We start from the raw sequence: 21287 nt of genomic DNA, 5'->3' as shown, positions 1-21287 counted from the left end.
CCAAATTACAATCTCTTTTTCATTACCTTTATCACACTACGTTATAACTCGTCCAAGGATATACAATTAAGCATCACCTCAAGTTATTTTAGTCGTAATAAGTTGGCCAGCTTCATTAATAGTAACTTTCCAGTTCACTCCACTAGCTGTCTTCATGATTATGCCTTTACTTGCCTCTATTTCAATATCTCCAAACATTCTTCCACCAGTTGTAGCTAACCAAGCATTCCCATTTTCCATAGAAGACCTTGCAAAGATGCGATTAATTCGAAAACGCTTATGATCTTGAGAATAACCACTTAATGTAATTCTTACTTTATATAGTTGATTCGCCTTCATATTCGATATAATTGTATCGCCTACATTTAATGGAACATCCGATGCGATAACCCAATTTCCAGTTGCGCCTAATGCATATTCAATTTTAATTTTTTTCGGGCTTTCTCCCCATCCAAAATACATTCCAAAACAATTTAACATTTGTATTGGTTTTTTCGTAAAATCCAGTTCAATGACAACTGGATTACTATCTGGAACGTCAATATAGTTTACACTTTGTTCATCTATTAAATTAAAGCAATTTGCGAGATTTCCCCCGTACGGTACTTTCCCACTTACTTGCTTAACAATATACTTCTGCTGAGCATTTACTAAAATATCATCTTGATTCCCTATTAAATGCGGTCTATTTAACGTCAACGGTAACTGAATTCGTAGGGATTCTTCATAAGTAGACTTACAAACATTGTATTGTCCTTTATCTACAATAATTGTCGAAAGCAGATTTGAAAAAAGGTAGTTTCGATGAGAATTAGAAGAAAATTCAATGACAATTTGTTCACTACTCATCCGGTACGTATCCCAAATCATACAATCAAATGTATTATACGCACCTGAGCAACGAATTGCTTTTTTCGTTTGTTGTCTACATTGCACTTGAATATCATGAAACGTATTTCCTGAACTTTCATTTGGCAAATCACTATTTCCATCTACTTCAATCCCATACCCACATCCATCAATAAATATAGATTGAAATACATTGGCGTTAATCCAGCAAGGTGTATTGATATCATTTATATATTCTGTCTTCAAATGTATTGCAGTTTGAAAATTTTTAATTTGAATAAATTTAACTTGAAAGAAACTAATAAAATCCCATGCCTTTTGACAATAAAAATATATAGCTTTTCCTTTATACGATGGAGTTGCATTTACTATATTTATATTTGATATAACAGATTGATTAGGTACTTCGATTTGTTGTGAACCAGAAACATAAATAACAGCAGATTGAAACAATGGATTTATAACTTGAATAGTACCACCAATTATCGAAGCGTTACTTTGTAGCTCAAATGCATTAAAATCCCCATCAATTTGCAGCGTTACAGTAGGATCTAACTCTAATCTTACATTTGATTTAATAACAATGGGCTTTACAATTTTGTACGTATTTACTCCTGTAATTCTTACCGTCGAAATTCGGTTAGCTACACAATAATCAATAGCTTGTTGAATTGCTAATGAACTATCATTTCCCGAGTTCGGAACTGCGCCAAAACAATTAATATTAACGCTACTTTCTGGCACACAACCTTCTTGGGAAGAAATATATTCTGACAAAATAAATTCACTCCTCATATTACCTTTTTCATATAATATGTGAGTTCTCTCTTAAAAGTTTCTATAATAAAAAAAACAAACGACCTACCCGGTCATTTGTTTAATTCATATATATTTTTCGTTTCTTCTATCATTTTAGTTAACGAGAAATACCTCACTACTTTCTCTCGTGCTTCGAGTCTAATAGCATTTACCTTTTCTTCATTCACTTGTAGTTCCTCAAGCGCACTTGCGAATTCAGATTCACAATATTCAGATATTAAAATGCCTGATTCTCCATCTATTACCGCTTCATTTATTCCGCCAACATCTATTGAAACAATTGGTGTCCCTGTAGCCATCGCTTCAATTACTACCATTGGAAACACTTCACGAAAAGATAATAAAAGTAAGGCATCCATATTCCCTATAAACTCATGCGGCTCTGAAATATTCCCTAGCATCTTCACACTTTGCTGCAATCCATATTTTTCTATTTCTTTCATAATCGATTCTTTCTCTGGTCCATCACCAGCAATATAAAACATAAAATCATTTCTCTTTTTCAACACATTTGCAATTTTGACAAATAGTTGATGGTTTTTCTCTTTGGATAATCTAGCTAATATCCCTATTTTATATGTAGATTCTTTCTTTTTCTGCTGGAATAAAAACTTTTCAATATCGACACCGTTATAAATTGTATTTATTTTTTCTTCTGCTACATGAATTGAAATTAAATTATTCTTTTCAAACTCACTTACTGTAATAATATTGTTCACATATTTATTCATGAAATAACGAAAAAGCGTTGGCATTTTCTTTTCTAATATCGTTACATTATGTTTCGTATAAACAATTTTCATCTTTTTTTTAATAAACTTTTGAAGTAGAAAAGCATATAATACCATTCGCAAACTATTTGCATGAATAAGTTCTATCTTTCGTTTACAAATTTCGTTTCGTAAATAATAAATATTTCTCAAATGATTCCATCGACTAAGTAATATAAAATTTTCTTTTCTAGTAAGAGATTCATATAGTTCTCCATCACCTGCAGCTGTATAAATCTTAAAATCCTCATAACGCAAATTACTTTCCAATTTACAGAAATAGCTCTCGGCTCCGCCAGTTATTAGTTTATCTGTCATCAACAGTATATTCATAATTGCGTCTTCCCAACTACATTGATTTTATTTTTTTTATAAGCATGATAAGCATACTTACTAAAATAGTAAAAAATTTGCACCGAATTCAGTCGTTCTTGTTCCCTTAACAATTTCCAATACCGGAAAGCTGCTCTAATTTTATTTCTAGAAACAGAATTTGTAACAATTCTATATTTTGCTAATACTTGCTGTATCCCTTTTGCTTCATACCCTTCATGTAATAAGTTCAGCCATAACGCTGTATCTTCCGGCTGTATACTAGGCATTTCCACATACGGAATTTTTTCACGATCAATCATCACTGTTAAACACCCGATAATTGTATTCCCTGCTAAATAATGATAGTCAACAGATTTTGGTACACTCACTTCGCGATTTAGTTCATTACCATTTTCATCAATTAAACTATACGACGCATATGAAAAAGCAATATTCATTTCTTCCATAAATAACAATTGTGTCTTCAATTTATGCGGCAACCATATATCATCACTATCTAAAAAGGCAATGTACCTTCCTCTCGCCTCTTGAATCGCTAAATTCCGAGCTTTAGCAGCACCGACATTTTCTTTTAATGATAATAACCTAATTCGTGAGTCTCCTTCTATTATCTCTTTAATTTTTGCGGCAGATTGGTCGGTTGAACAGTCATCAACGATAATCATTTCCCAGTTTTCATACGATTGATTCTGTACAGATAAAATTGTCTCACCTATAAATCGTATACTATTATAAGAAGGTGTTATTACAGAAACATAAGGCGGCTCGTTATGTGCTGATAGACATTTTACCATCTATCTTTCCCCTTCCTTCATATATTGAAATATACTTCACAACAACTGCTAAAAATAAAAAGAACGCTTCGTTAATAATAAGTGACAATGACATCATCTGAAATAAAAATGCAATCATAGTCAATAGAAGGTATGGCCTTTCACGAAACAAAGTATGCTGCGCTAGCTTGAACATTAATATGAATAAAAACGTGCTATATAGAAGAAAACCAATTGTACCCGATTCAGACAAAATTTCTAAAAATGTATTGTGTACATATAATTTTTCATTAAATTGATACTCATAATAATTCGAAAAGTTAAAAGCACCGATTCCGATATATGGATTGGATAAATAATATTTAAAAGCAGCTTCCCATAATGTAAATCTACCACTTCCATTATCATGGGAAAAATCAGAAATTCGTTTATTTAATATGTCATCTAATTGGCCCCCCATTACACTATTCGATAAACTAAAAATAACTACACTAAACAATACTAAACTCATAATTATTTTTATTTTTTTAGCGAAACTAGACATACATATATATACAAAAACGACCAGTACAAGCGCTAATATACCGCCCCTTGAAAAGGTTAATAGACTCGTCGTAACACATAAAATCAACCCTAACATGTTAGTAATATTTTGCAAATTCGTCATATAGTACATAAAAAATATTGTATTATAGAAAATAAAAATGTTAGGATCATCTAGCAATCCAATTAACCGTGGATATCCTCTATCAACTAATAACCCGGCAAAAATTTCTCTCTCTTCTCCACCGTATAAACTAAAGTATTGTAAACCGATTATATAGAGTATTAGACTTACAACATTAAATACTACTCCTACATAAGCAATAGATGATTCAAGTACCACTATTTCAGTATTCCCCAATAAATTCCTCATTATAAAATAGCATCCTAAAACGAGTAGCACGCCAAAAATCATACGAATACTAGCATTTAAATACATAGAAAGAATTCCACTTAAACAATAAATGAAATAAAACAGTAAAAATACAACTTCATGAAAATATAACTTTTGAATATGAAAGTCTTTAATTGTTAAACAAAAATATATGACTAAAAAAATCATATATATCTTCAATGAAAATCCAATATATAAATTGTATTTACTTAACATAACAAATAATATTAGAAGAATAATCCATCCCATCGATACTTTCATATTATTTTCCATAGGCTATATCCCCTGTTTCGTAATATAATCCTTTTTGCGTATTTTTCTTATAAAAGAAAGAAGAAGTTTTTTCAGCTCATAATCATATAGGAATATGGCAGCTACTACGATTAGTATATTAAGAACAAGCGCAATTAAATGATATGTATGCAATATATATTGCACTCCAATAAAGGTTACACCAAAATAAATTGTATACGGTATTACAATTTGGAATACAATTTTTTTCTTCACTACACTTACCGCTATATATCCCACTAAAGCGACAATTTCAAATAAAACCATAGCGTATGCCGCTCCTATCACTCCACCAATACTACTAAAGCTATAAAGCATAACCCCACCTATCACCAATGCTACACACTGCACAACAGTTCTCTTATTTTGACATCCACTTGTCGTTAAACCGTCAGCAATGGCAATATTTAAACTTTGTAGCACAATAAGAAATGATAATATTTGGAGTGGTTCTACTGCATTGCTCCATTCTTCATGAAAAAATATAGAAATAAAGTATGGTGCTAAATGATATAAACCGATCGTCATACATATTCCTACAATCGCCATTGATTTAATTTGAAGCAAATTTAATTTCGTATGCTCTTCTAAATTATTCTGGTTATAATGCTTAAAGAGCACTGGAAAAAATGCACCTGCAATTACCCCCGGTACTTGATATAAAGCTGCCGGCATCCGATACGCCACTGCAAAAACACCTACCATACTTAATGGCAATGTATAGTTAAGCAAGATAGGCGCTAATTGTGGCGTACTCATTATTAAAAAACCGCTAATAATAAAAGGAGTTAATTGCCAAAATAACGCTTTATGAATGACGACTTTCATATTCATTTTCGTCTTTCTTCTCATGATATATATACTGAATAAACCACCGATCATATACCCAAAAGCATATAAGCGAGCCGTTACATACACCGGTAACTCTCCGAAAATACAAAAACATGTAATTATAATGACAACCGATGATGATACAACTTTAATGAGCGCTATATACTTCATACGTTCCGTCAGTTGAAAATAGGCAATCCCTATGTTTTGCCAAGTTAACCCTATTAACATGAAAAACATTACGTTTATCGTCATATAAATTAAATTTTTATCCGCATACATATAATGAATAGAAATATAACCGATGATAGAAATAAAAATAAGTAGAATCATTCTTATTTTTACATACGATGATAAAATCTTCTCTAAATCTGCTCCATCCTTTGCCCCTTCTCGAAGAAACGTATTACTAAGTCCTAAGTCTGTAAAAAATAACATAACAAACGTCACTGCTATGGCAACACTAAACATCCCATAATGTTGTGCATTAAAAAAGTTTGCTAAAGCAATTAAACTGACAGCCTGAAGAAGGTTAGCTAAAATCGTGCTATAAAATAGATGGATAATATTATTTAGAATAGATCTACCCATACCAGTTCTCCTTTGCAAGTAACCTACTTACATATGTTGTTTGTTTACATATATATTTATCTTGCACCATTACCGTTCAATACAATTAAAACGGTCTTACATAAAATACGGATGTCCATCCGAATCGTTTTCATTTCAATATACTCCATGTCTAACCTCAACTTTTCCTTTGGATCAAGATTATACCCTCCATTTATTTGTGCCCATCCTGTTAAGCCTGGTTTTACCATTAAACGATCCTTAAATTCTGGAATATACGCATCAAATTCATTATAAAAAAACTCTCTCTCTGGTCTAGGACCTACAAAAGACATATCTCCTCTTAAAATATTTAAGAGTTGTGGTAATTCATCAATTCTCGTTTTTCTTATAAACAATCCAACTTTTGTAATTCTTTGATCATGTTCTTTTGCCCATTGTGGTCCGTTCATTTCAGCATCCTTTACCATCGACCTTAATTTAAATACATTAAACTTCTTCCCGTTTATACCTAAACGTTCTTGAAAGTAAATTGGAGCCCCTGATGTTTCTAAAGTAATCATAATACAAAAGAACAACATAATTGGTATCGTTAATAGTAACAATATGATTGAAAATATAATATCAAACAAGCGTTTTACACTTCGATTCAATATGCTAGGCTTTTCTTGAGCCGGAATCGTATACAACTTGGCTTGATTTGTTTCACGAATCATGGATCGTTACCCCCACATTCAAGAATATAAAATTATACCTATTAATTCACATTCTTTCCTCTTTATATCCGCTATTACTTTTTGCACTGTACGTAGTGAATCTTTTCGCTTTTTAACTGCTAAAACCACTCCATCGCACTTCCCTGCAATAATGTGCGTAGCAGGAAGGTCAAATACTTCAGAGGAATAAAAGAAAATGTAATCAAAATCTTCTTTCCACTTAGCAATCGCATTATCAAATTCATCCATAGCAACTAAGGGTGTCCCTGTGTGTACTGTTTTTTTTGCAGGAATACAATATAAGTATTTAGACAAATTACTAGAAAAAGATTCATAATTGCAGGGGGAAGAACTTATTATATCGTTTACTGTTATCATGTGATTACTTTGTAATAATACATGTAGTTTAGGGTCAGAAAAATTCACATCAATAAGTAACACCTTTTTCTTCATTTCCGCAAACACTAGACCCATATTTACTATAAGCGAGGCAACAACACCTCTGTCCTTCGTTGAACTAACTGTGAATAGTTGTTTTCCAGATTTTTTCAGCTCGTGATATACCGTATAAAACTGCTCTTTCATCAGATCATCATGCATATTGAATGGCAGCTGTTTCTTTGTCCTAAACATCGACATGTTCACCTCGATATATAGATGATTGTTTATCAACCTCTGTAGGTTTCTTTTTTCTATTCGGTTTCATATTTATGTAACCAATAACAGAAACTGTTGTTATTTTCTCTAAATCCTGTTCCACGTATATACGTTCATCAAAATAATCTCGAAATACAGCTAAACCTATACCAACAAAAAAACTAACAATTAAAGAAATAGGAATGATCAGTTGAAATTTCGGAAACAATTTTTCGGCCTGTTCCTGTAACTCAGGATCAGTTAATACTTTCACTCCTTGTACATTTGTGTACTGTTGAAAGCTTTTTTGTGATTGCTCTGCCAATGTCTTTACTATGTCTTTCACGACTTTCGGATTGGAATCTTTTACTGTAACAGTTACAATTTGTGAGTTGTCCGTATTTACCACCGAGATTTTTTGTGCTAATTCATAACTTGATTGCTCTAATTTCAAAGTTTTTTTAACTGTTGAAATAATTAATGGGCTTTTTAAAATATCGACATACGATGTTACTAGTTGCTTATTTTCTTGTGTTTTATTTGTTGAATTTTCCTTATTAAACTCATCTAAATTCCCAACAAGAATTTGCGTTGAATATTGATATGACGGCTTTAAAACATACATAGAGATAAGAACTAAAGAAGCGGTTAAACAACACATCGTTAAAATAATCGTTACGAATCTTCTTTTCAATAATTGTTGAAAATCTTTTATACTCATTTCTTGCTTCAATTATTTCACCGCCCTTTTCTGAATAACATCCTGCAAGTCACTCTTTACAGATAACCCTTTCTCCTTTCTATCCACTTGTTTTGTTACATACTTTCCAACTCTGAATGCAAATTTTTCTACATATATATACGAAAGCATTGCAAATATAAACGAAAAAACAAGTGAAAAAATTAAAATAATAGGCAACGGTAATATTTTATGGAGCATGTATATAAGGGAAAATAACGATATAATATGATATAAATAAAGACTGTAAGAAATCTTCCCCAAATATAACAAGTATTTATTACGTAGTAAGGACGACAAAGTTGATATTGACAAGCTTAATATGACAAATAGACATGCACTTATCGCCACTATGTAGTCTCGAAATATAAAATTATTGAGCACTTTAATTTCTCCAATAAGCCCTTCATACATAAAAAGTAAAATTGCAAATAAAAACCATGCAATTTTCGTGTTTTTAGTACAATTACTATAAAAAACTATTAAATTATTTTTATACTTCGCAACTAGTGCTCCTAGTAAAAACAACACCGTGTAATGCAACGTTAATGCATAGCTTGTTAATGTTAAGCTCGAACGGAACAAAAATAATATCATGACAGAACATATACTAAAACTAAACAATAATAGTAATGAACACCTCAACGTTTTTCGTAAGCAAATCATCAAAATTAACGGGAAAATTATTGATATTCGCATTTCATGGACAAGCGACCAAATCACACCGTTATATGCATCTGTATTATATTTCCCAACCAATAAAATATGTTGTGCGATTAAACTTGAAGAACTTTCAATCGTCCATGAGCGATTAAACCATTCACTTAAATAAGAAATACCATATTCACTAATTGTAGTCTGGCATATAATAGCTATAATTATTGCCACAATATAAGGAATGTATATTCTACATATACGTTTTAAAAGGTATGACCCATAGCTACTATAGTTTTTTTGAATAGATTCATACAAAACAAATCCGCTCAAAACAAAAAAGATAATAACAGATTCGTTACCACTACTAAAAATTAGACGAGCAGGCGTTTCTTTTAATAGATACACAACAAATGGTTTATTATCTTCATAACTGTAATTTTGAAATGCTGAAAAAATCATTAAATGATGACCAATCATTACTACTAATGAAGAAATCCCTCTTATAGAGTCCAATTCTTCGTATCTCTTCATCTTTTTACATCAACTCCTAATGAAATGATAATAATCATTTCAAAGCGACATCTTTATTCATATTCCTCTCCTTTCTTTTCATTCCAATTTTTCATATTAAAATGATTTTATAGTATAAATTTGAGTGTATTGTAACATTTTTGGTAATATTATGAATAGTAAATCTCAAAAATTGGTATATACCAATTTCAACCTCGAAAAATGAGTAATATTGATAGAAAAACACTATAAAAATATCTTGCATATTTACAAAATTAAAGAGATGAATAACGTTTTTTCAATATAAAATAAAAAAGATAGCCTATATAGGCTATCTTTTTTATTTTATTTAATTACTAGCACCACTATATGCCACATGTCGTTTCTCAATTCTCTCTTCAATTTCTTTCATATTTTCTTTATTATTTAATAGTGATTGTTTATTTTCAATTAATAATTGTTTAAAAGATTTTCTCACTTTTTTTCTCATTTTCATTGTCCTCCTTGGGGGATGGTTTATATAAAAGATAAAGAATTATCTGTGTGTTCTTATAATAATTGATTGTTGTGAATTCTATTTGAACTTCATATGAAAATTCCGTTTATTTTCTGACAACTTTGTGAACACGAAAAAAGAGACTATCTAAAACTATGTTGAAATTAATTCACTTCATTATAAAAGTTACTATTTTCATCAACTTTTATCATTATACCTTGTCGAAACATTTATATATTTAAAATTGAGTTCGACATAATTTTATTTACTATAATACTGTTTACAAAAACAAAAAGAAGGTGTTGCATAAATCAAAGCTCGACTTATGCAACATCCCTCTTTCCAAACTATTTATAGCATATTTATTAATATTTCAGGTCTTCCCCAATTCATTTCTTCACAAACAAATCTAAGTTTTTCTCCATCCATTGTGTGTAATCCCTCTTCTAGTGAACATGAAATTGGAACTTCACAGTGAATTTGTGCTAATTGTAACGAAATATTTAAGTTCTCTAAATCACTTTCAATCTTCGTACGCTGCGCTTTTGTTAATGATTCTACATTTTCTAGTACAGCGGATACTGTTCCGTGCTCTTGAATAAGCTTATACGCTGTTTTTTCACCGATACCTTTTACACCTGGATAATTATCACTTGTATCTCCCATGAAAGCTTTTGCATGGACGATTTGCCACGGCTCTATACCTTTTTCTTCCATGATTTTCTCCGGTGTGTAATATTCGTAATTTCCAATTCCTTTACGCAGAAGCATAACTGTAACGTTCTTATCAACAAGTTGAAGTAAATCTGTATCACCAGTTAAAATATAAACTTCAGCTTCATTGCAATATTGTTTTGCAAGCGTACCGATACAATCATCGGCTTCGTAGCCTTTCATACCGATAACTGGAATGGATAATTTCGCAGTCATTTCTTGTACTAAATCAAATTGAGGAATTAATTCTTCTGGTGGCGCTGCACGATTTGCTTTATAATTCGAGAACGATTCTGTTCTAAATGTCGTACTTCCCATATCCCAGCATGTAACGATATGTGTTGGTTCGATCGCTTGCGTAGCTGTTAACAAGTGTTTCATATAACCATGAATCCCGTTCGTAGGTGTTCCATCTTGTCGTTTCATAAATTGTCCGTAGACACTTGTTGCGTAAAAAGCACGAAATAATAGTGCCATACCATCAACTAATAATACTTTTTTCATAATTCCTCTCCTATTAAAAAAATAATAACCTCACGTTATCACGTAAGGTTATATAAATAGATTACCATTCTACGTTTTTGCTCAACTTTGTCTATTATACATTGTTTTTGTATATTTAGCACCATTAACACATTAAGACATCCTACTACAACATGTATGCAATATGCCTGAATACGTATTTTTCCCAGTAGAAACAACGACAGCCTTTGCATTTCCACTAACAATATGCGAACCTTTAAAACATACATTTTCAAGCTCAAGTGGATTATAATCTTTCATCCGTTTTAATGGAATAAATCGTTTACGTTCAAGGTGATAGCAGCTTTCAAACTTCTCTATACTCGCTTCGTTTCCCGTTAACACAGACTCATTTACTAATAAATCATCTGCATAAATAATACGTACATCAGCTGGCACAGCATCTCCAGCCGAAAGAAAAATCATATCTCCAGGTACAAGTTCTTGCACTGGTATCTCCATCATTTTCAGTTCACTATTTAGCCCTGTACTACTAGAACATTCTACTCTAGATACAGTAATCGTTTCACGTTGTAATTCATCACACACACGTTGTTTTGAAAAACCTGGGATCATGCCACCAAGCTTTATCATTACTTCTGCAAGAAGTGCTCTTTTTGAAGTTAGTTCATTTCGGCCATATACTTGAATACGTTTTTGTGCCTCTTTCATTGATAGTCCGTCTCTTGTTGTTTTAAAATATGCAAATACAGATTTTACATCTCTTGTTGCAATTTCAATTAATAAATCTTTATTTTTTTGAAGCATTGTTTGTTCTTTTATTGATTTTTTACTTAGTTTATATGACGTGTTACCCACAGTTTTGTTTGCATATAACATATTATCGTCTCCTCCTTTACAACATAGGAAGAAACGCTTTGTTTCTCAATTTATCCACTTTACTGTGAAAGTGTCTAGCGCTTTATAAACGCTACATTGTGATAAATATAGAGGGAGGAACAAGTCGTTTCCTGCCTACATCATATATTTTTGATTTGAAGTATATGGGTAACGGAACCGAGTCAGAATTTGACATGCTCCTCACCTCCTCGTTTAATTTTATAGTTTATACTATGAAATTACTCATAGCTTGGTAACAAAAAAGACCCCTACCCTTAAGAGAGTAGCGGCCATTACATACACAAATAAACGATTTCTAATATAATTAGAAATCTACGGACCTCTCCCTCACCGAGTTTTAGCACTGTATAGCATAGGTACATTACCAGCTACGTTAAGAAAAACCTTAATTCGATCATTCCTGTTGACCCATTGGCGTCTCTCGACATTTTTGGGCAGTAGCATTTCTCTATACAGGAGCCTCACCTAACAGAGACTTATTTTCATTACATTGAAAATGTTACTCTTATTTAAAATAGATGTCAACCATAGCCTACAATTTTTTCAAAAGGTATGGCAAACTAACGTAAAGTTTTTAATAAGTTATACAGCCAGCAATTACAATCCCAATTGAAAGCGATAAAAACATAAGAAAAAGACCGACTGCTTGATTATCTTCTTCAAGACTTTTGTTTATATTAAAGCGCGGTGTAAGCCACTCAGCTAAATAAAAAACGATAATTTGAGCCAAAATCCCAACTGCTCCCCACGAAATCATATCAAGAAGTGAAATTGAATTAGCTGCTGTCGAATATAAAACAATAGCTAACCCAAGTAATCGTCCTCCAAGCACATAGCTTACCGCCTTATTTCCTTGAGCCATTAACTTAAATTCCTTAACTTTCGTTGTCACTTCCATCAAGAACAGACCTATACATAAAAGGCCGAGTGTTACTGCTAAATATAATAAAAAATTAATCATTTTTTCCCCTCCTTTTTATACCTACCGGTAAATAGTACGATTCATTTCCGGTAATCTTTTCTCCCGCACGAATACCGATACTACTCGCTTTTCCAGCAATTAAAAACGAACCAAACACATATGACAGTTTCTCGATCCCTTTTTCTGTTTCCAAGGATACGACTGGCAGTTCGGTATACTTTTGAAATATCGGCAGTGACGCTTTATACGTTTGGTGTGCATTTTGAAGCATAATATTTTCGTCTTTATCGCGAATCGTAATTGTATCTCCTTCTCTCCCAAATGAAGGTTTTTGAACGAAAGAACCTTTGCCTAAAAATAAATCTGGTTCTAAATATGTAGGTAACATATATTCTTTAATCCACTGTTGTTCCTCATTTGTATAAAAGGCCTCTTCTTCTGCTAACCCCCAAATAAGACACTGAATTGATTTTGGCTGAAGTAAAAATGCTGACAAAGGATTTATTATAAAAAGCTTTCCGGCTTTTACAAGTTGTAACAGTTCCACACCTACCAAATCTCCTGTTTCAGGATCTTGATCCTCAATTAAATCTTCTATCGGATATGTTTGGCGATATAAAACATCAATCTTTGCCCCATCTTTATCGACTAGAGCATCCTTTGTAATTCTAAGTTCTGACATTGGCACTACTTTATTTTCAACATGGCATAGCTGACTTAAATACATAGTGGTATTCCAATCCTCGATATGTTCATGATGTGCTGTAAAAACAACATTTGGATTATCTAATCCCTTTGTCGCTTCCATTACTGCTTTCGTTACACCAGAAGCTAGCAATCGTTCTTGATCCGAGTTTGGATCATCATAGCCTAGATTTTTACATACTTTCCCATTCATTTGAAAACATTCCACAATAAAAGTTGGTGTATCACTATTAAACTCAAGCATTTTGATTTTGTTATCCTCTGTTACAGCAAAATCAAATCGCGAAATTACAGATTCAGGATAAAGCCCTTTCATTCTAATGAAAGATAAACTCGCGGATGGAAAGCCAAGATCTAGAAGCTGTTCGTCACTTAAATTACGCAGCAGTCTAGCAGTCTTAAAAAATATTTTCCCCATTCGTTCAGTCGCTAAGTGTAATTGGTCCAAAGTCTGATTTGTTATAGAAAAAACATGAAACAAACTATACTCACATTCATATAAATCCGACCAAAAATTCGGATGTTTTAAATAAAATTCTTTTCGATCCCTTATGTATTGCGACATATTTTAGCCCCCAAATCCTCCCTTTGAACCGCTTCCAATTCCACCTTTAAATTCAGCAGACGATTGATACGATTTAAACGCCGATGAATTTTTAAAGGTGGACTTATTTTGATAGTATCGCCCACCATAGAAATAATGCCCACGATAACCTGAACTACTATCATCACACTGCCATACCCCAAGTTCATCATCCCAATCCCAATCAGAACAACTATTATCATTCGGTTTTGGGGGAAGATCTTGTGCGCAGCCAAATAAAGTGCCAGTCATTAAAGATGTTACGACACCACCTACTAGCCATTTCGTTTTTGTCACCTTCGCACTCCCCTTTTTAAATTATATTTCTATTATATAAGACGGCATGATAAAGTAGAAGAAAAAGGAAGAAGAGGGATTAAATGCGCTTAGAATATCGACTTAATGATGAAACAAAAGGGTATCCTGCTTTATGGAACTACGCAAATATTTCTAATTCTGAAATTATCGCACGCATGACTTGTGAATATTTTATTAAAGAGAAAAATACTTATGTTGTTACTGCAACTTCGGTTGATCCAGACGGAACAGCAGTTATTTATATTCAAAAAGAAGTTTTCGCAAATGACCCTTCAGACCCTACATACTCCTACATCGGTTTTGAAATTAGAGAACTAAGTGAAACGAGTTCAAACATAGTAGATAGTCAAGATGTATGGAACTACGAAGAAATTTTACCATCTCTTCATTCAGATATTATATATATTCAGCGAGACGGCATGTCTATGGAATTCTCCTTGGATTCAAGAGAGATTGATGAAGACAGAAAGTGCTACATTTATTACGGAAACTTCACAGGTGAATCAAGATAATATTGATATATCTATGCAACAAAAAAACCTTACGTATAAAACGTAAGGTTTTTATATAGCCCCACATATGCCGTTCTCTCTAGATGTCCATAAACCTGCTCTCACAGGTGGATGCTCTCACAAATGTTTGTAACTTCCTTCTTAAAAAGATGGCATGTTAGCTACATTTAAATATTGAACTTCCATATTAAACTTATTGGTTTAAGACATGCATAAGCTACGTACACCGTAGGAATTTTATATAAGGTTAGTTGAAATAAGACCCCCGCACGTGCCGCTCCTCGTAAATGTCCAAAAACCCGCTACTCGCAGGTGGATGCCCTCACAGTTACCGTACATCTTCCTCCACAAGGAAGGCTTGATGATGGTCGCTAAATATTGAGCTTCCGTATAACTAACATCGGTTTTAGACATAAATAAGTTACGCACACCGCAGGATGTATTATTTACTTGTCGTTATATTATCACATTGTTTCTAATGTGTAAAATACAAAGTTTTTCGAGCAATCTCTTGCTTGTGACCTTATTTTAATACAAATTATTTTTGCATGCAAGTGATTAATCTTCTTCTTTTGCAATTTGATTTTCTGGATAAGAAATCCAATCACTCCAGCTACCTGCATACAATTTAACATTTTGGAATCCAGCCAATTTTAATGCAACGATATTTGGACATGCCGTAACACCAGAACCACAATATACAATGGTTTCCTTATCTTTCAACAGGTTTTGGAATCGTTCTTGTTGCTCAGCTTCATTCTTAAATTGTCCTGATTGCAACATTCCATCCTTCCAAAAATAGTTTGCTGCTGTCGGAATATGTCCTGCTTTATGATCGACAAGTTCCTCTACACCAGCATAACGTTTTGGCTCTCTTGAATCAATTAACGTAACATCTGCACCTGCCTGGATATTCTCTCTTACTGTTTCCATCGATACAAGCATATGATCTTGTATGTTTGTTTTAAATGTTTTTCGTATAACAACAGGAATTTCCGTTGTTGTCGGTAGTCCATTCTCTTTCCAAACCGGGAAACCACCATCTAATATATATACTTTCTCATGTCCTACATAGTTACATAACCACCATAAACGAGCAGCATTTGCACCAGCTTGACTGTCATACGCAATTACTGTCGTATGTTCATCAATACCAACCTCCGAAAGCTTGTCCGCAAACTCTTCAATGCTTGGCAACGGATGGCGGCCACCATGTTCTGCTATAGGACTTGATAAATCTAAATTCAAATCAAAATATAACGCATGAGGAATATGTTCTTCTTCATACTTTTCTCTACCCCAATTAGGATTCGCTAAATCAAAACGACAATCGATTACACGGACGTTCTCATCTTCTATATGCTCACGTAACCATTCGACTGTAACTATCATCTTTAACGACCTTCTTTCTCTTGTAAACGACTTACATACTCCATAACCATTTCTTCTGTAACATATTTACGCTGCAAGGTAACACCATTTTTTGCAAGATCATTAATTTGCTTTGTTACAACATTAATGACATCAACCGAAAATTCTTTCCCATTTGACGCAAGAGATACGGCTGCTTCAATAGCTGCTTCACGCTGCGCATCTAATTGTAAACATGCTTTTACACTTTCATTTTGTTTACGAGAATGTGCTGTAATTGCTTTATGTACTTCCATCTTCTCTTCCCCCTAAATAAGTTATACGTTCTAATTCAATTCCATTGCAAGCCGAATCATATCACGGCATACAATGCCATTTTCAATAATCTCTTCTTCATAATGCTTCGAAAAGTAATCAAAATCAATAGAAAAAATACGAAATCCACATTTTTGATATAAAGCAAGTTGTGAAACACTAGAATTGCCTGTACCAATTTCAAGTTTTGACATACCATATCCTTTAGCAGTTTCTACGGCATGCCTTACTAGCTTCTTCCCAATCCCTTTTCCTTGCAAATGCTCTGCAACTGCAATATTCATGATTTCCATCGTCTTCGGCCTTGTTTCCAAAAGAACATACACACCGATGATGCTGCCCCCTTGCTTTGCTACGTATGTTAACCCTCTTTGTACATATATAGCTATTTGCCGTTCACTTGGATCAGCAAGTAGCAATAAAGACTTCGGTATAGCCTCTTTTAAAATACGTTCTATTACAAAAGACATAAAAAATCCCCCCCATCTCTATTGTTCTAAACCCTCCTTGTCTACCATAAATAATAGAAAGGAGGGATTCACCATGGACAACAATGAGAAAAAATGCAACGTCATCTCTATTGATGGAAAGAAGAAGAAAAGCGACACGTATTCCTATCCAAAATTAGTAGTTGAAAATAAAATATACGAATTTTCTTCATTCGTCTTATGCGGTGAAACACCAGACGGCAGACGACTTGTTCTTACTCATATGATTTCTACCGATGAATTTGCTGGATTTGTAAAATCTTTAGATACTGTACTGCAAAAGAAAATTGAACGAATCTTTTTCTCATAACGACTATATAACATAAATTTCTTTTTCAATCTCTACTAACTGCTTGTGCAATTGTTCTTTACTTTGTTCATATAGAGATACATCAATCGTTTCAGCCAATGCAAATAATATACTTTCATAATAATTCATCACATCTTGCTGCATTACTTTTTGGAATAAGTTCCATTTCAAATCCCACTCTTGCTTATAATGATGAACAAATAAATCTTTTTCATCAGCTACATAGTTTGATACGAAAGGTTCTAATACAACTTTAGCCTCTTCTTGCATGAAAGCTTTATCATTTTTTTCAAAAAAGCTTTTTTCATTTTTAAAATGCGCCAGTGCTTTTTTGAAATCTTTTATTTCAACTGAAGGGAACGGTTCTTTATGTGTAATATCTTTATATTCATACTCAACTGTTCCATTCATAGAAATTGATTGATTTTCTACTTTACAGTTCACTACAATTTCGTCCTTTGCACGCTTCATCGCTTCGTCTATCCATTTTTCAAGACGTAATGATGTCGCACGCATTTCTTGTAATAAATCATGCTGAATAAATGCTACTAATTCCATAACACACTGTTGCAATTGTGTTTTCACATTTCCATCCGTTCGAAGTGACGCCGGATTAATAAATTCAGTAAACACATCGTTATAACGTAGGAATAGACGCTGTTGCACGTAATAAAGCAACTCTTTCACTTCATTTTGCATCGCCTGTTCTTCAGCAAGTACACTATATGATGAAATAATATGAAGTAGTTGATCACGCTCTGCTTCATATTTTTTCGTTTGCTTCTCTTTCTCTTCATTCCCCTGCTTTGCACCATTTATCATGTTTACTAAAAGCTGATTTGCCCCTTGCAACGCACCATATAAAGCATGCACAGAAACAAGCATTAAATCTCTCATCATAAAGGACGTAAATGATTCCTCAAACTTAGTAATTCCAGAGTTTTGTAAAATACCATACTTCTCTTTTTCAACATTCTTTCCTTGTTTCTCTTCAAGCGCACATAAACTTGAAATTGCAAATAAACGCGGATTTCTAATACCGTATTGCAGTAGCTGATCTGCGATATAACCTTTTACCATTTCAAGTTCTTCTTCAGACTCTGCTAAATCCGCCGCATTAATTAAGAAGAACATTTTATCAAGGGCAAAGGTATCCTTTACACGACCAAGCTGAATTAAAAATTCACGATCAGCACGAGAGAATACATGGTTATAATATGTTACAAATAAAATAGCATCTGCGTTTTTAATATACTGGAATGCAACATCCGTATGGCGAGCATTAATAGAATCCGCTCCAGGTGTGTCTACAAGCGCTACTCCCTGCCTTGTTAAAGCACAATCATAATAAAGCTCCATATACTCAACGAAGCATGATTTTTCTTCATTCGCTACATAATCAGAGAACTCTTCTAATGTGACTTGTACTTGTTCTCCTAAATACGTAGAAACTGCATCATACCCTTTTTGTACCGCTCGTAAAAAGCTAAATGTTGTTTTTTGCTTCCCAGTCGGTGAAGGATATTTCATAACTTTATCAATTTGTGCTAACGCCTCATCTAACGTAGTAATCTCATAATGAAACAGCTTATAAACAGCTTTCATATCTTCTAATAGAGCTTGCTTTGATTTGAATTGAACCATTACTGTTCCGTGTGGTTTTTCCTCTGTAACCGGCAAAATTTGATTAATCGTTGCCGTCGTCGGATTTGGTGATACAGGAAGTACCTTCTCACCAAGTAAGGCATTGGCAAATGATGATTTCCCAGCACTAAAAGCTCCGAATAACGCTACTGTAAATTGTTTCGTTTCCACACGACGCCTTTTTTCTATCACCTCTTGCTGTACATGTTTCAGCGCTGGCAATGGCTCTAATATCATTTCAGCTTTCTTCACTTTCTCTAATATACGCTGAATATTTAAAGCTGCCGTTCCTTTTATCTCTTCTTCATGAGCCGCTACGTTATCATTTACCATTTCCTGCTCTTGTAGTGTGAATTTCTCACTAACAATTTGTTTTTCACGTTGCAATATCTCCTCTATTTGCAATCCTTCTGGTGTAGCAACACGCTCGTGCCAAACATTTTGTAAATAACTTTCATATGTCTCTAAATTGTTACTGTATTGTAATTCCGTCTCTTTTGCCGTTTGCAACATCGTATATTTTTCAATCTCTTCTTCCATACGAGCAACTGCTTCCTTCACTTTTTGCTTTAAAACGACTGCACTTTTATCAAAAATTTGCTGTGCTTTTGTAAAATAACGTTTCTTCAGTTCATTCGCTACATCCGCTGTATAAAGAAGTAAGTAATCACCTGTGAAACCTGCACCTTGTTTAATGACTTCAGCTAACATTTCTGGTCCAAAAGCAATTTCTAAAGCATATATGTCTTTCCCAATTTCCTCCGTGAACAATCCTTCTTCTTTTAAGAAGGCTACAATAAATTCTTTCACATGAAAATCAAGTTGCGTTTCAACAGTCTTTTGAAGGGCAGAATAAAACGCCTCTACACGTCTTTGTTTTTCTTGCTCCGTCTTTCCTTTCGCAAATAGCAAACCAACTTTAAACTTTGTTAATTTCGTTTCTAAATATGCATTTGCCAATTCTCTCATTTCAAACGGCATTAAATACGCGTTATCTAATATAGCTTGTAAACCTTTTATAAATTCGTTTCTCACATGAGATTCTTTACTAGCCTCGCGATGTTTAGTTTCCGTTAGCTCTTCTTTCTTTTCAACTATTTCTGAAATCGAAAGCGGTGATGCTAACTCTTCCTCATATGTCAAAAGAGCTTTTTCATTTTCAGAAAGAATAAACGAGAAATGTTCTCCCATTAAATATTCTGTTTCTCGCTCCATTCCCTCTCTTACATACTGCTCTTTTTCTTTCATAATAGAAGTAATTAATGTTTCTAAACTTCCAATTTCATTATGTGGATGGTTCATCATTCGTAATGACGTATAATAAACTCCATCTACTTCAATATCCCAGTTAGAGAACGATTGTTTCACACTATCTTTATAATCCTCAAATGATAATTCATTTTCTTTATGTTTATCTATTTGATTTACAACGAGATAAACCGTTTTATTACGTTGTTTCAATTCTTTAACAAATTGCAAATTCACTTCCGATTGGACGTGATTATAATCCATCATATAAAAAATTACGTCTGCTAGATGTAGCGTTGATTCTGTCGCTAGTTGATGGGCATCATCTGTTGAGTCAATCCCTGGTGTATCAACTAACATAACACCCTCAGGAATTGGTGCATCATTCCGATAAATATGAACACCAATTACCTCATCGCCATCTTTACAAATTTGCTTTAATTCTTCTGCTGAATATGCACCGTCATATTCGTACTGCTCTCCAGATTTAACCGTTACAACAACACGATCCATTCCTTTTTCAATTTTGACAACGTTAGCGCTTGTCGGAATTGGACTTGTTGGTAACAACTGTGCTTTATATAGATGATTCATCATCGTTGATTTCCCTGCAGAGAAGTGACCGCAGAACGCTATCATAAGCTGTTCTTGTTTATATTTTTGAATCACCTCAAACAACTTTAAACTATTCTCTGCATCGCCGTGTTTTTGCCACTCTTCATAAAAACAAACAAGTTTTCTCATACCGTTTGTCTGTACTATGTTTGTCATCCCCTTGTTCCCCTTTATCCAAGATGTATATACTTTTCCCCGCTATTTGCGAGCTCATAACCAGTGAGAGTTA

General features: G+C 33.4%; 21 protein-coding genes, 2 other RNA genes and 1 riboswitch. Of the genes, 2 read left to right on the top strand and 21 right to left on the bottom strand.

Annotation, left to right across the window (positions count from 1 at the left end; all coding sequences use genetic code 11):
- Positions 1-78: 78 nt before the first annotated feature.
- From MHI26_RS08200 to MHI26_RS08130, 15 genes are all read right to left on the bottom strand, one after another.
- Positions 79-1626 (bottom strand): hypothetical protein, encoded by a 1548-nt coding sequence (locus tag MHI26_RS08200; RefSeq protein ID WP_061666867.1) that lies wholly within the window; start codon positions 1624-1626, stop codon positions 79-81.
- A gap of 92 nt (positions 1627-1718) precedes the next feature.
- Positions 1719-2771, bottom strand: coding sequence for a glycosyltransferase family 4 protein (locus MHI26_RS08195; protein ID WP_061666868.1), 1053 nt, complete (start codon positions 2769-2771; stop codon positions 1719-1721).
- Positions 2768-3568: a glycosyltransferase family 2 protein gene (locus MHI26_RS08190; RefSeq protein WP_000237677.1), complete on the bottom strand. Its 801-nt coding sequence runs from the start codon at positions 3566-3568 to the stop codon at positions 2768-2770. Before MHI26_RS08190 ends, MHI26_RS08195 begins: the two co-directional genes overlap by 4 nt.
- Complete coding sequence (locus tag MHI26_RS08185; RefSeq protein WP_061666869.1) at positions 3543-4757, bottom strand: O-antigen ligase family protein; 1215 nt, start codon at positions 4755-4757, stop codon at positions 3543-3545. Before MHI26_RS08185 ends, MHI26_RS08190 begins: the two co-directional genes overlap by 26 nt.
- 3 nt (positions 4758-4760) lie before the next feature.
- Complete coding sequence (locus MHI26_RS08180) at positions 4761-6197, bottom strand: oligosaccharide flippase family protein (RefSeq protein WP_061666870.1); 1437 nt, start codon at positions 6195-6197, stop codon at positions 4761-4763.
- A gap of 56 nt (positions 6198-6253) precedes the next feature.
- Positions 6254-6892: a sugar transferase gene (locus tag MHI26_RS08175; protein WP_000617647.1), complete on the bottom strand. Its 639-nt coding sequence runs from the start codon at positions 6890-6892 to the stop codon at positions 6254-6256.
- A gap of 18 nt (positions 6893-6910) precedes the next feature.
- Entirely contained in the window at positions 6911-7531 is a 621-nt protein-coding gene (locus tag MHI26_RS08170; protein WP_061666871.1) for a CpsD/CapB family tyrosine-protein kinase, read from the bottom strand.
- Entirely contained in the window at positions 7518-8261 is a 744-nt protein-coding gene (locus tag MHI26_RS08165; RefSeq protein WP_000807060.1) for a YveK family protein, read from the bottom strand. The genes MHI26_RS08170 and MHI26_RS08165 overlap by 14 nt, the downstream gene beginning before the upstream one ends.
- A complete protein-coding gene (locus MHI26_RS08160) occupies positions 8262-9455 on the bottom strand; it encodes an acyltransferase family protein (protein ID WP_000833050.1) in 1194 nt (397 codons plus the stop codon).
- Positions 9456-9783: 328 nt separating this feature from the next.
- Positions 9784-9924, bottom strand: a complete 141-nt coding sequence (locus MHI26_RS08155; protein ID WP_001228048.1) for an FbpB family small basic protein — start codon at positions 9922-9924, stop codon at positions 9784-9786.
- Positions 9925-10281: 357 nt separating this feature from the next.
- The gene (locus MHI26_RS08150; RefSeq protein WP_000757064.1) at positions 10282-11148 is read right to left on the bottom strand and encodes a 5'-3' exonuclease; all 867 of its coding nucleotides are present in this window, start codon (positions 11146-11148) and stop codon (positions 10282-10284) included.
- A 132-nt stretch (positions 11149-11280) separates the two neighbouring features.
- Positions 11281-12006, bottom strand: a complete 726-nt coding sequence (locus MHI26_RS08145) for a P-type ATPase (RefSeq protein WP_000964946.1) — start codon at positions 12004-12006, stop codon at positions 11281-11283.
- A 335-nt stretch (positions 12007-12341) separates the two neighbouring features.
- Positions 12342-12507, bottom strand: a riboswitch (M-box (ykoK) riboswitch).
- Between the two features lie 94 nt (positions 12508-12601).
- Positions 12602-12988, bottom strand: a complete 387-nt coding sequence (locus tag MHI26_RS08140; protein ID WP_000606857.1) for a DUF350 domain-containing protein — start codon at positions 12986-12988, stop codon at positions 12602-12604.
- Positions 12981-14219: a glutathionylspermidine synthase family protein gene (locus tag MHI26_RS08135; RefSeq protein ID WP_061666872.1), complete on the bottom strand. Its 1239-nt coding sequence runs from the start codon at positions 14217-14219 to the stop codon at positions 12981-12983. Before MHI26_RS08135 ends, MHI26_RS08140 begins: the two co-directional genes overlap by 8 nt.
- A gap of 3 nt (positions 14220-14222) precedes the next feature.
- Positions 14223-14534 (bottom strand): hypothetical protein, encoded by a 312-nt coding sequence (locus MHI26_RS08130; RefSeq protein WP_000169030.1) that lies wholly within the window; start codon positions 14532-14534, stop codon positions 14223-14225.
- An 83-nt stretch (positions 14535-14617) separates the two neighbouring features.
- Here MHI26_RS08130 and MHI26_RS08125 point away from each other — a divergent pair, with 83 nt between their 5' ends.
- Positions 14618-15067 (top strand): hypothetical protein, encoded by a 450-nt coding sequence (locus MHI26_RS08125; RefSeq protein WP_001235523.1) that lies wholly within the window; start codon positions 14618-14620, stop codon positions 15065-15067.
- Positions 15068-15121: 54 nt separating this feature from the next.
- Here the strand turns inward: MHI26_RS08125 and ssrS (MHI26_RS08120) are convergent.
- From ssrS (MHI26_RS08120) to MHI26_RS08100, 5 genes are all read right to left on the bottom strand, one after another.
- Positions 15122-15305, bottom strand: a non-coding RNA gene (ssrS, locus tag MHI26_RS08120) — 6S RNA.
- 21 nt (positions 15306-15326) lie between these two features.
- A non-coding RNA gene (ssrS, locus tag MHI26_RS08115) (6S RNA) lies at positions 15327-15509 on the bottom strand.
- Between the two features lie 116 nt (positions 15510-15625).
- Positions 15626-16459: a sulfurtransferase gene (locus MHI26_RS08110; RefSeq protein WP_061666873.1), complete on the bottom strand. Its 834-nt coding sequence runs from the start codon at positions 16457-16459 to the stop codon at positions 15626-15628.
- A gap of 2 nt (positions 16460-16461) precedes the next feature.
- Positions 16462-16734: a YpbS family protein gene (locus MHI26_RS08105; RefSeq protein ID WP_000451820.1), complete on the bottom strand. Its 273-nt coding sequence runs from the start codon at positions 16732-16734 to the stop codon at positions 16462-16464.
- 30 nt (positions 16735-16764) lie between these two features.
- Positions 16765-17223, bottom strand: a complete 459-nt coding sequence (locus MHI26_RS08100) for a GNAT family N-acetyltransferase (RefSeq protein WP_061666874.1) — start codon at positions 17221-17223, stop codon at positions 16765-16767.
- 73 nt (positions 17224-17296) lie between these two features.
- Here MHI26_RS08100 and MHI26_RS08095 point away from each other — a divergent pair, with 73 nt between their 5' ends.
- Complete coding sequence (locus tag MHI26_RS08095) at positions 17297-17551, top strand: DUF3931 domain-containing protein (protein WP_061666875.1); 255 nt, start codon at positions 17297-17299, stop codon at positions 17549-17551.
- Positions 17552-17554: 3 nt separating this feature from the next.
- Here the strand turns inward: MHI26_RS08095 and MHI26_RS08090 are convergent, their stop codons facing one another.
- Positions 17555-21214, bottom strand: a complete 3660-nt coding sequence (locus tag MHI26_RS08090; protein ID WP_061666876.1) for a dynamin family protein — start codon at positions 21212-21214, stop codon at positions 17555-17557.
- Positions 21215-21287: the final 73 nt, after the last annotated feature.

The sequence above is a fragment of the Bacillus sp. FSL K6-1218 genome, from assembly GCF_038006445.1.
GTDB classification, from domain to species: Bacteria; Bacillota; Bacilli; order Bacillales; family Bacillaceae_G; genus Bacillus_A; species Bacillus_A thuringiensis_S.
The sequence above is the reverse complement of the archived record's forward strand: the minus strand, read 5'-3'. Positions and strand labels throughout refer to the sequence as shown.

Coding starts and splice junctions, on each gene's coding strand:
- MHI26_RS08195 (WP_061666868.1), bottom strand. CDS start 2,771: ATGAATATACTGTTGATGACAGATAAACTAATAACTGGCGGAGCCGAG.
- MHI26_RS08190 (WP_000237677.1), bottom strand. CDS start 3,568: ATGGTAAAATGTCTATCAGCACATAACGAGCCGCCTTATGTTTCTGTA.
- MHI26_RS08185 (WP_061666869.1), bottom strand. CDS start 4,757: ATGGAAAATAATATGAAAGTATCGATGGGATGGATTATTCTTCTAATA.
- MHI26_RS08180 (WP_061666870.1), bottom strand. CDS start 6,197: ATGGGTAGATCTATTCTAAATAATATTATCCATCTATTTTATAGCACG.
- MHI26_RS08175 (WP_000617647.1), bottom strand. CDS start 6,892: ATGATTCGTGAAACAAATCAAGCCAAGTTGTATACGATTCCGGCTCAA.
- MHI26_RS08170 (WP_061666871.1), bottom strand. CDS start 7,531: ATGTCGATGTTTAGGACAAAGAAACAGCTGCCATTCAATATGCATGAT.
- MHI26_RS08160 (WP_000833050.1), bottom strand. CDS start 9,455: ATGAAGAGATACGAAGAATTGGACTCTATAAGAGGGATTTCTTCATTA.
- MHI26_RS08155 (WP_001228048.1), bottom strand. CDS start 9,924: ATGAGAAAAAAAGTGAGAAAATCTTTTAAACAATTATTAATTGAAAAT.
- MHI26_RS08150 (WP_000757064.1), bottom strand. CDS start 11,148: ATGAAAAAAGTATTATTAGTTGATGGTATGGCACTATTATTTCGTGCT.
- MHI26_RS08145 (WP_000964946.1), bottom strand. CDS start 12,006: ATGTTATATGCAAACAAAACTGTGGGTAACACGTCATATAAACTAAGT.
- MHI26_RS08140 (WP_000606857.1), bottom strand. CDS start 12,988: ATGATTAATTTTTTATTATATTTAGCAGTAACACTCGGCCTTTTATGT.
- MHI26_RS08135 (WP_061666872.1), bottom strand. CDS start 14,219: ATGTCGCAATACATAAGGGATCGAAAAGAATTTTATTTAAAACATCCG.
- MHI26_RS08125 (WP_001235523.1), top strand. CDS start 14,618: ATGCGCTTAGAATATCGACTTAATGATGAAACAAAAGGGTATCCTGCT.
- MHI26_RS08110 (WP_061666873.1), bottom strand. CDS start 16,459: ATGATAGTTACAGTCGAATGGTTACGTGAGCATATAGAAGATGAGAAC.
- MHI26_RS08105 (WP_000451820.1), bottom strand. CDS start 16,734: ATGGAAGTACATAAAGCAATTACAGCACATTCTCGTAAACAAAATGAA.
- MHI26_RS08100 (WP_061666874.1), bottom strand. CDS start 17,223: ATGTCTTTTGTAATAGAACGTATTTTAAAAGAGGCTATACCGAAGTCT.
- MHI26_RS08095 (WP_061666875.1), top strand. CDS start 17,297: ATGGACAACAATGAGAAAAAATGCAACGTCATCTCTATTGATGGAAAG.
- MHI26_RS08090 (WP_061666876.1), bottom strand. CDS start 21,214: ATGACAAACATAGTACAGACAAACGGTATGAGAAAACTTGTTTGTTTT.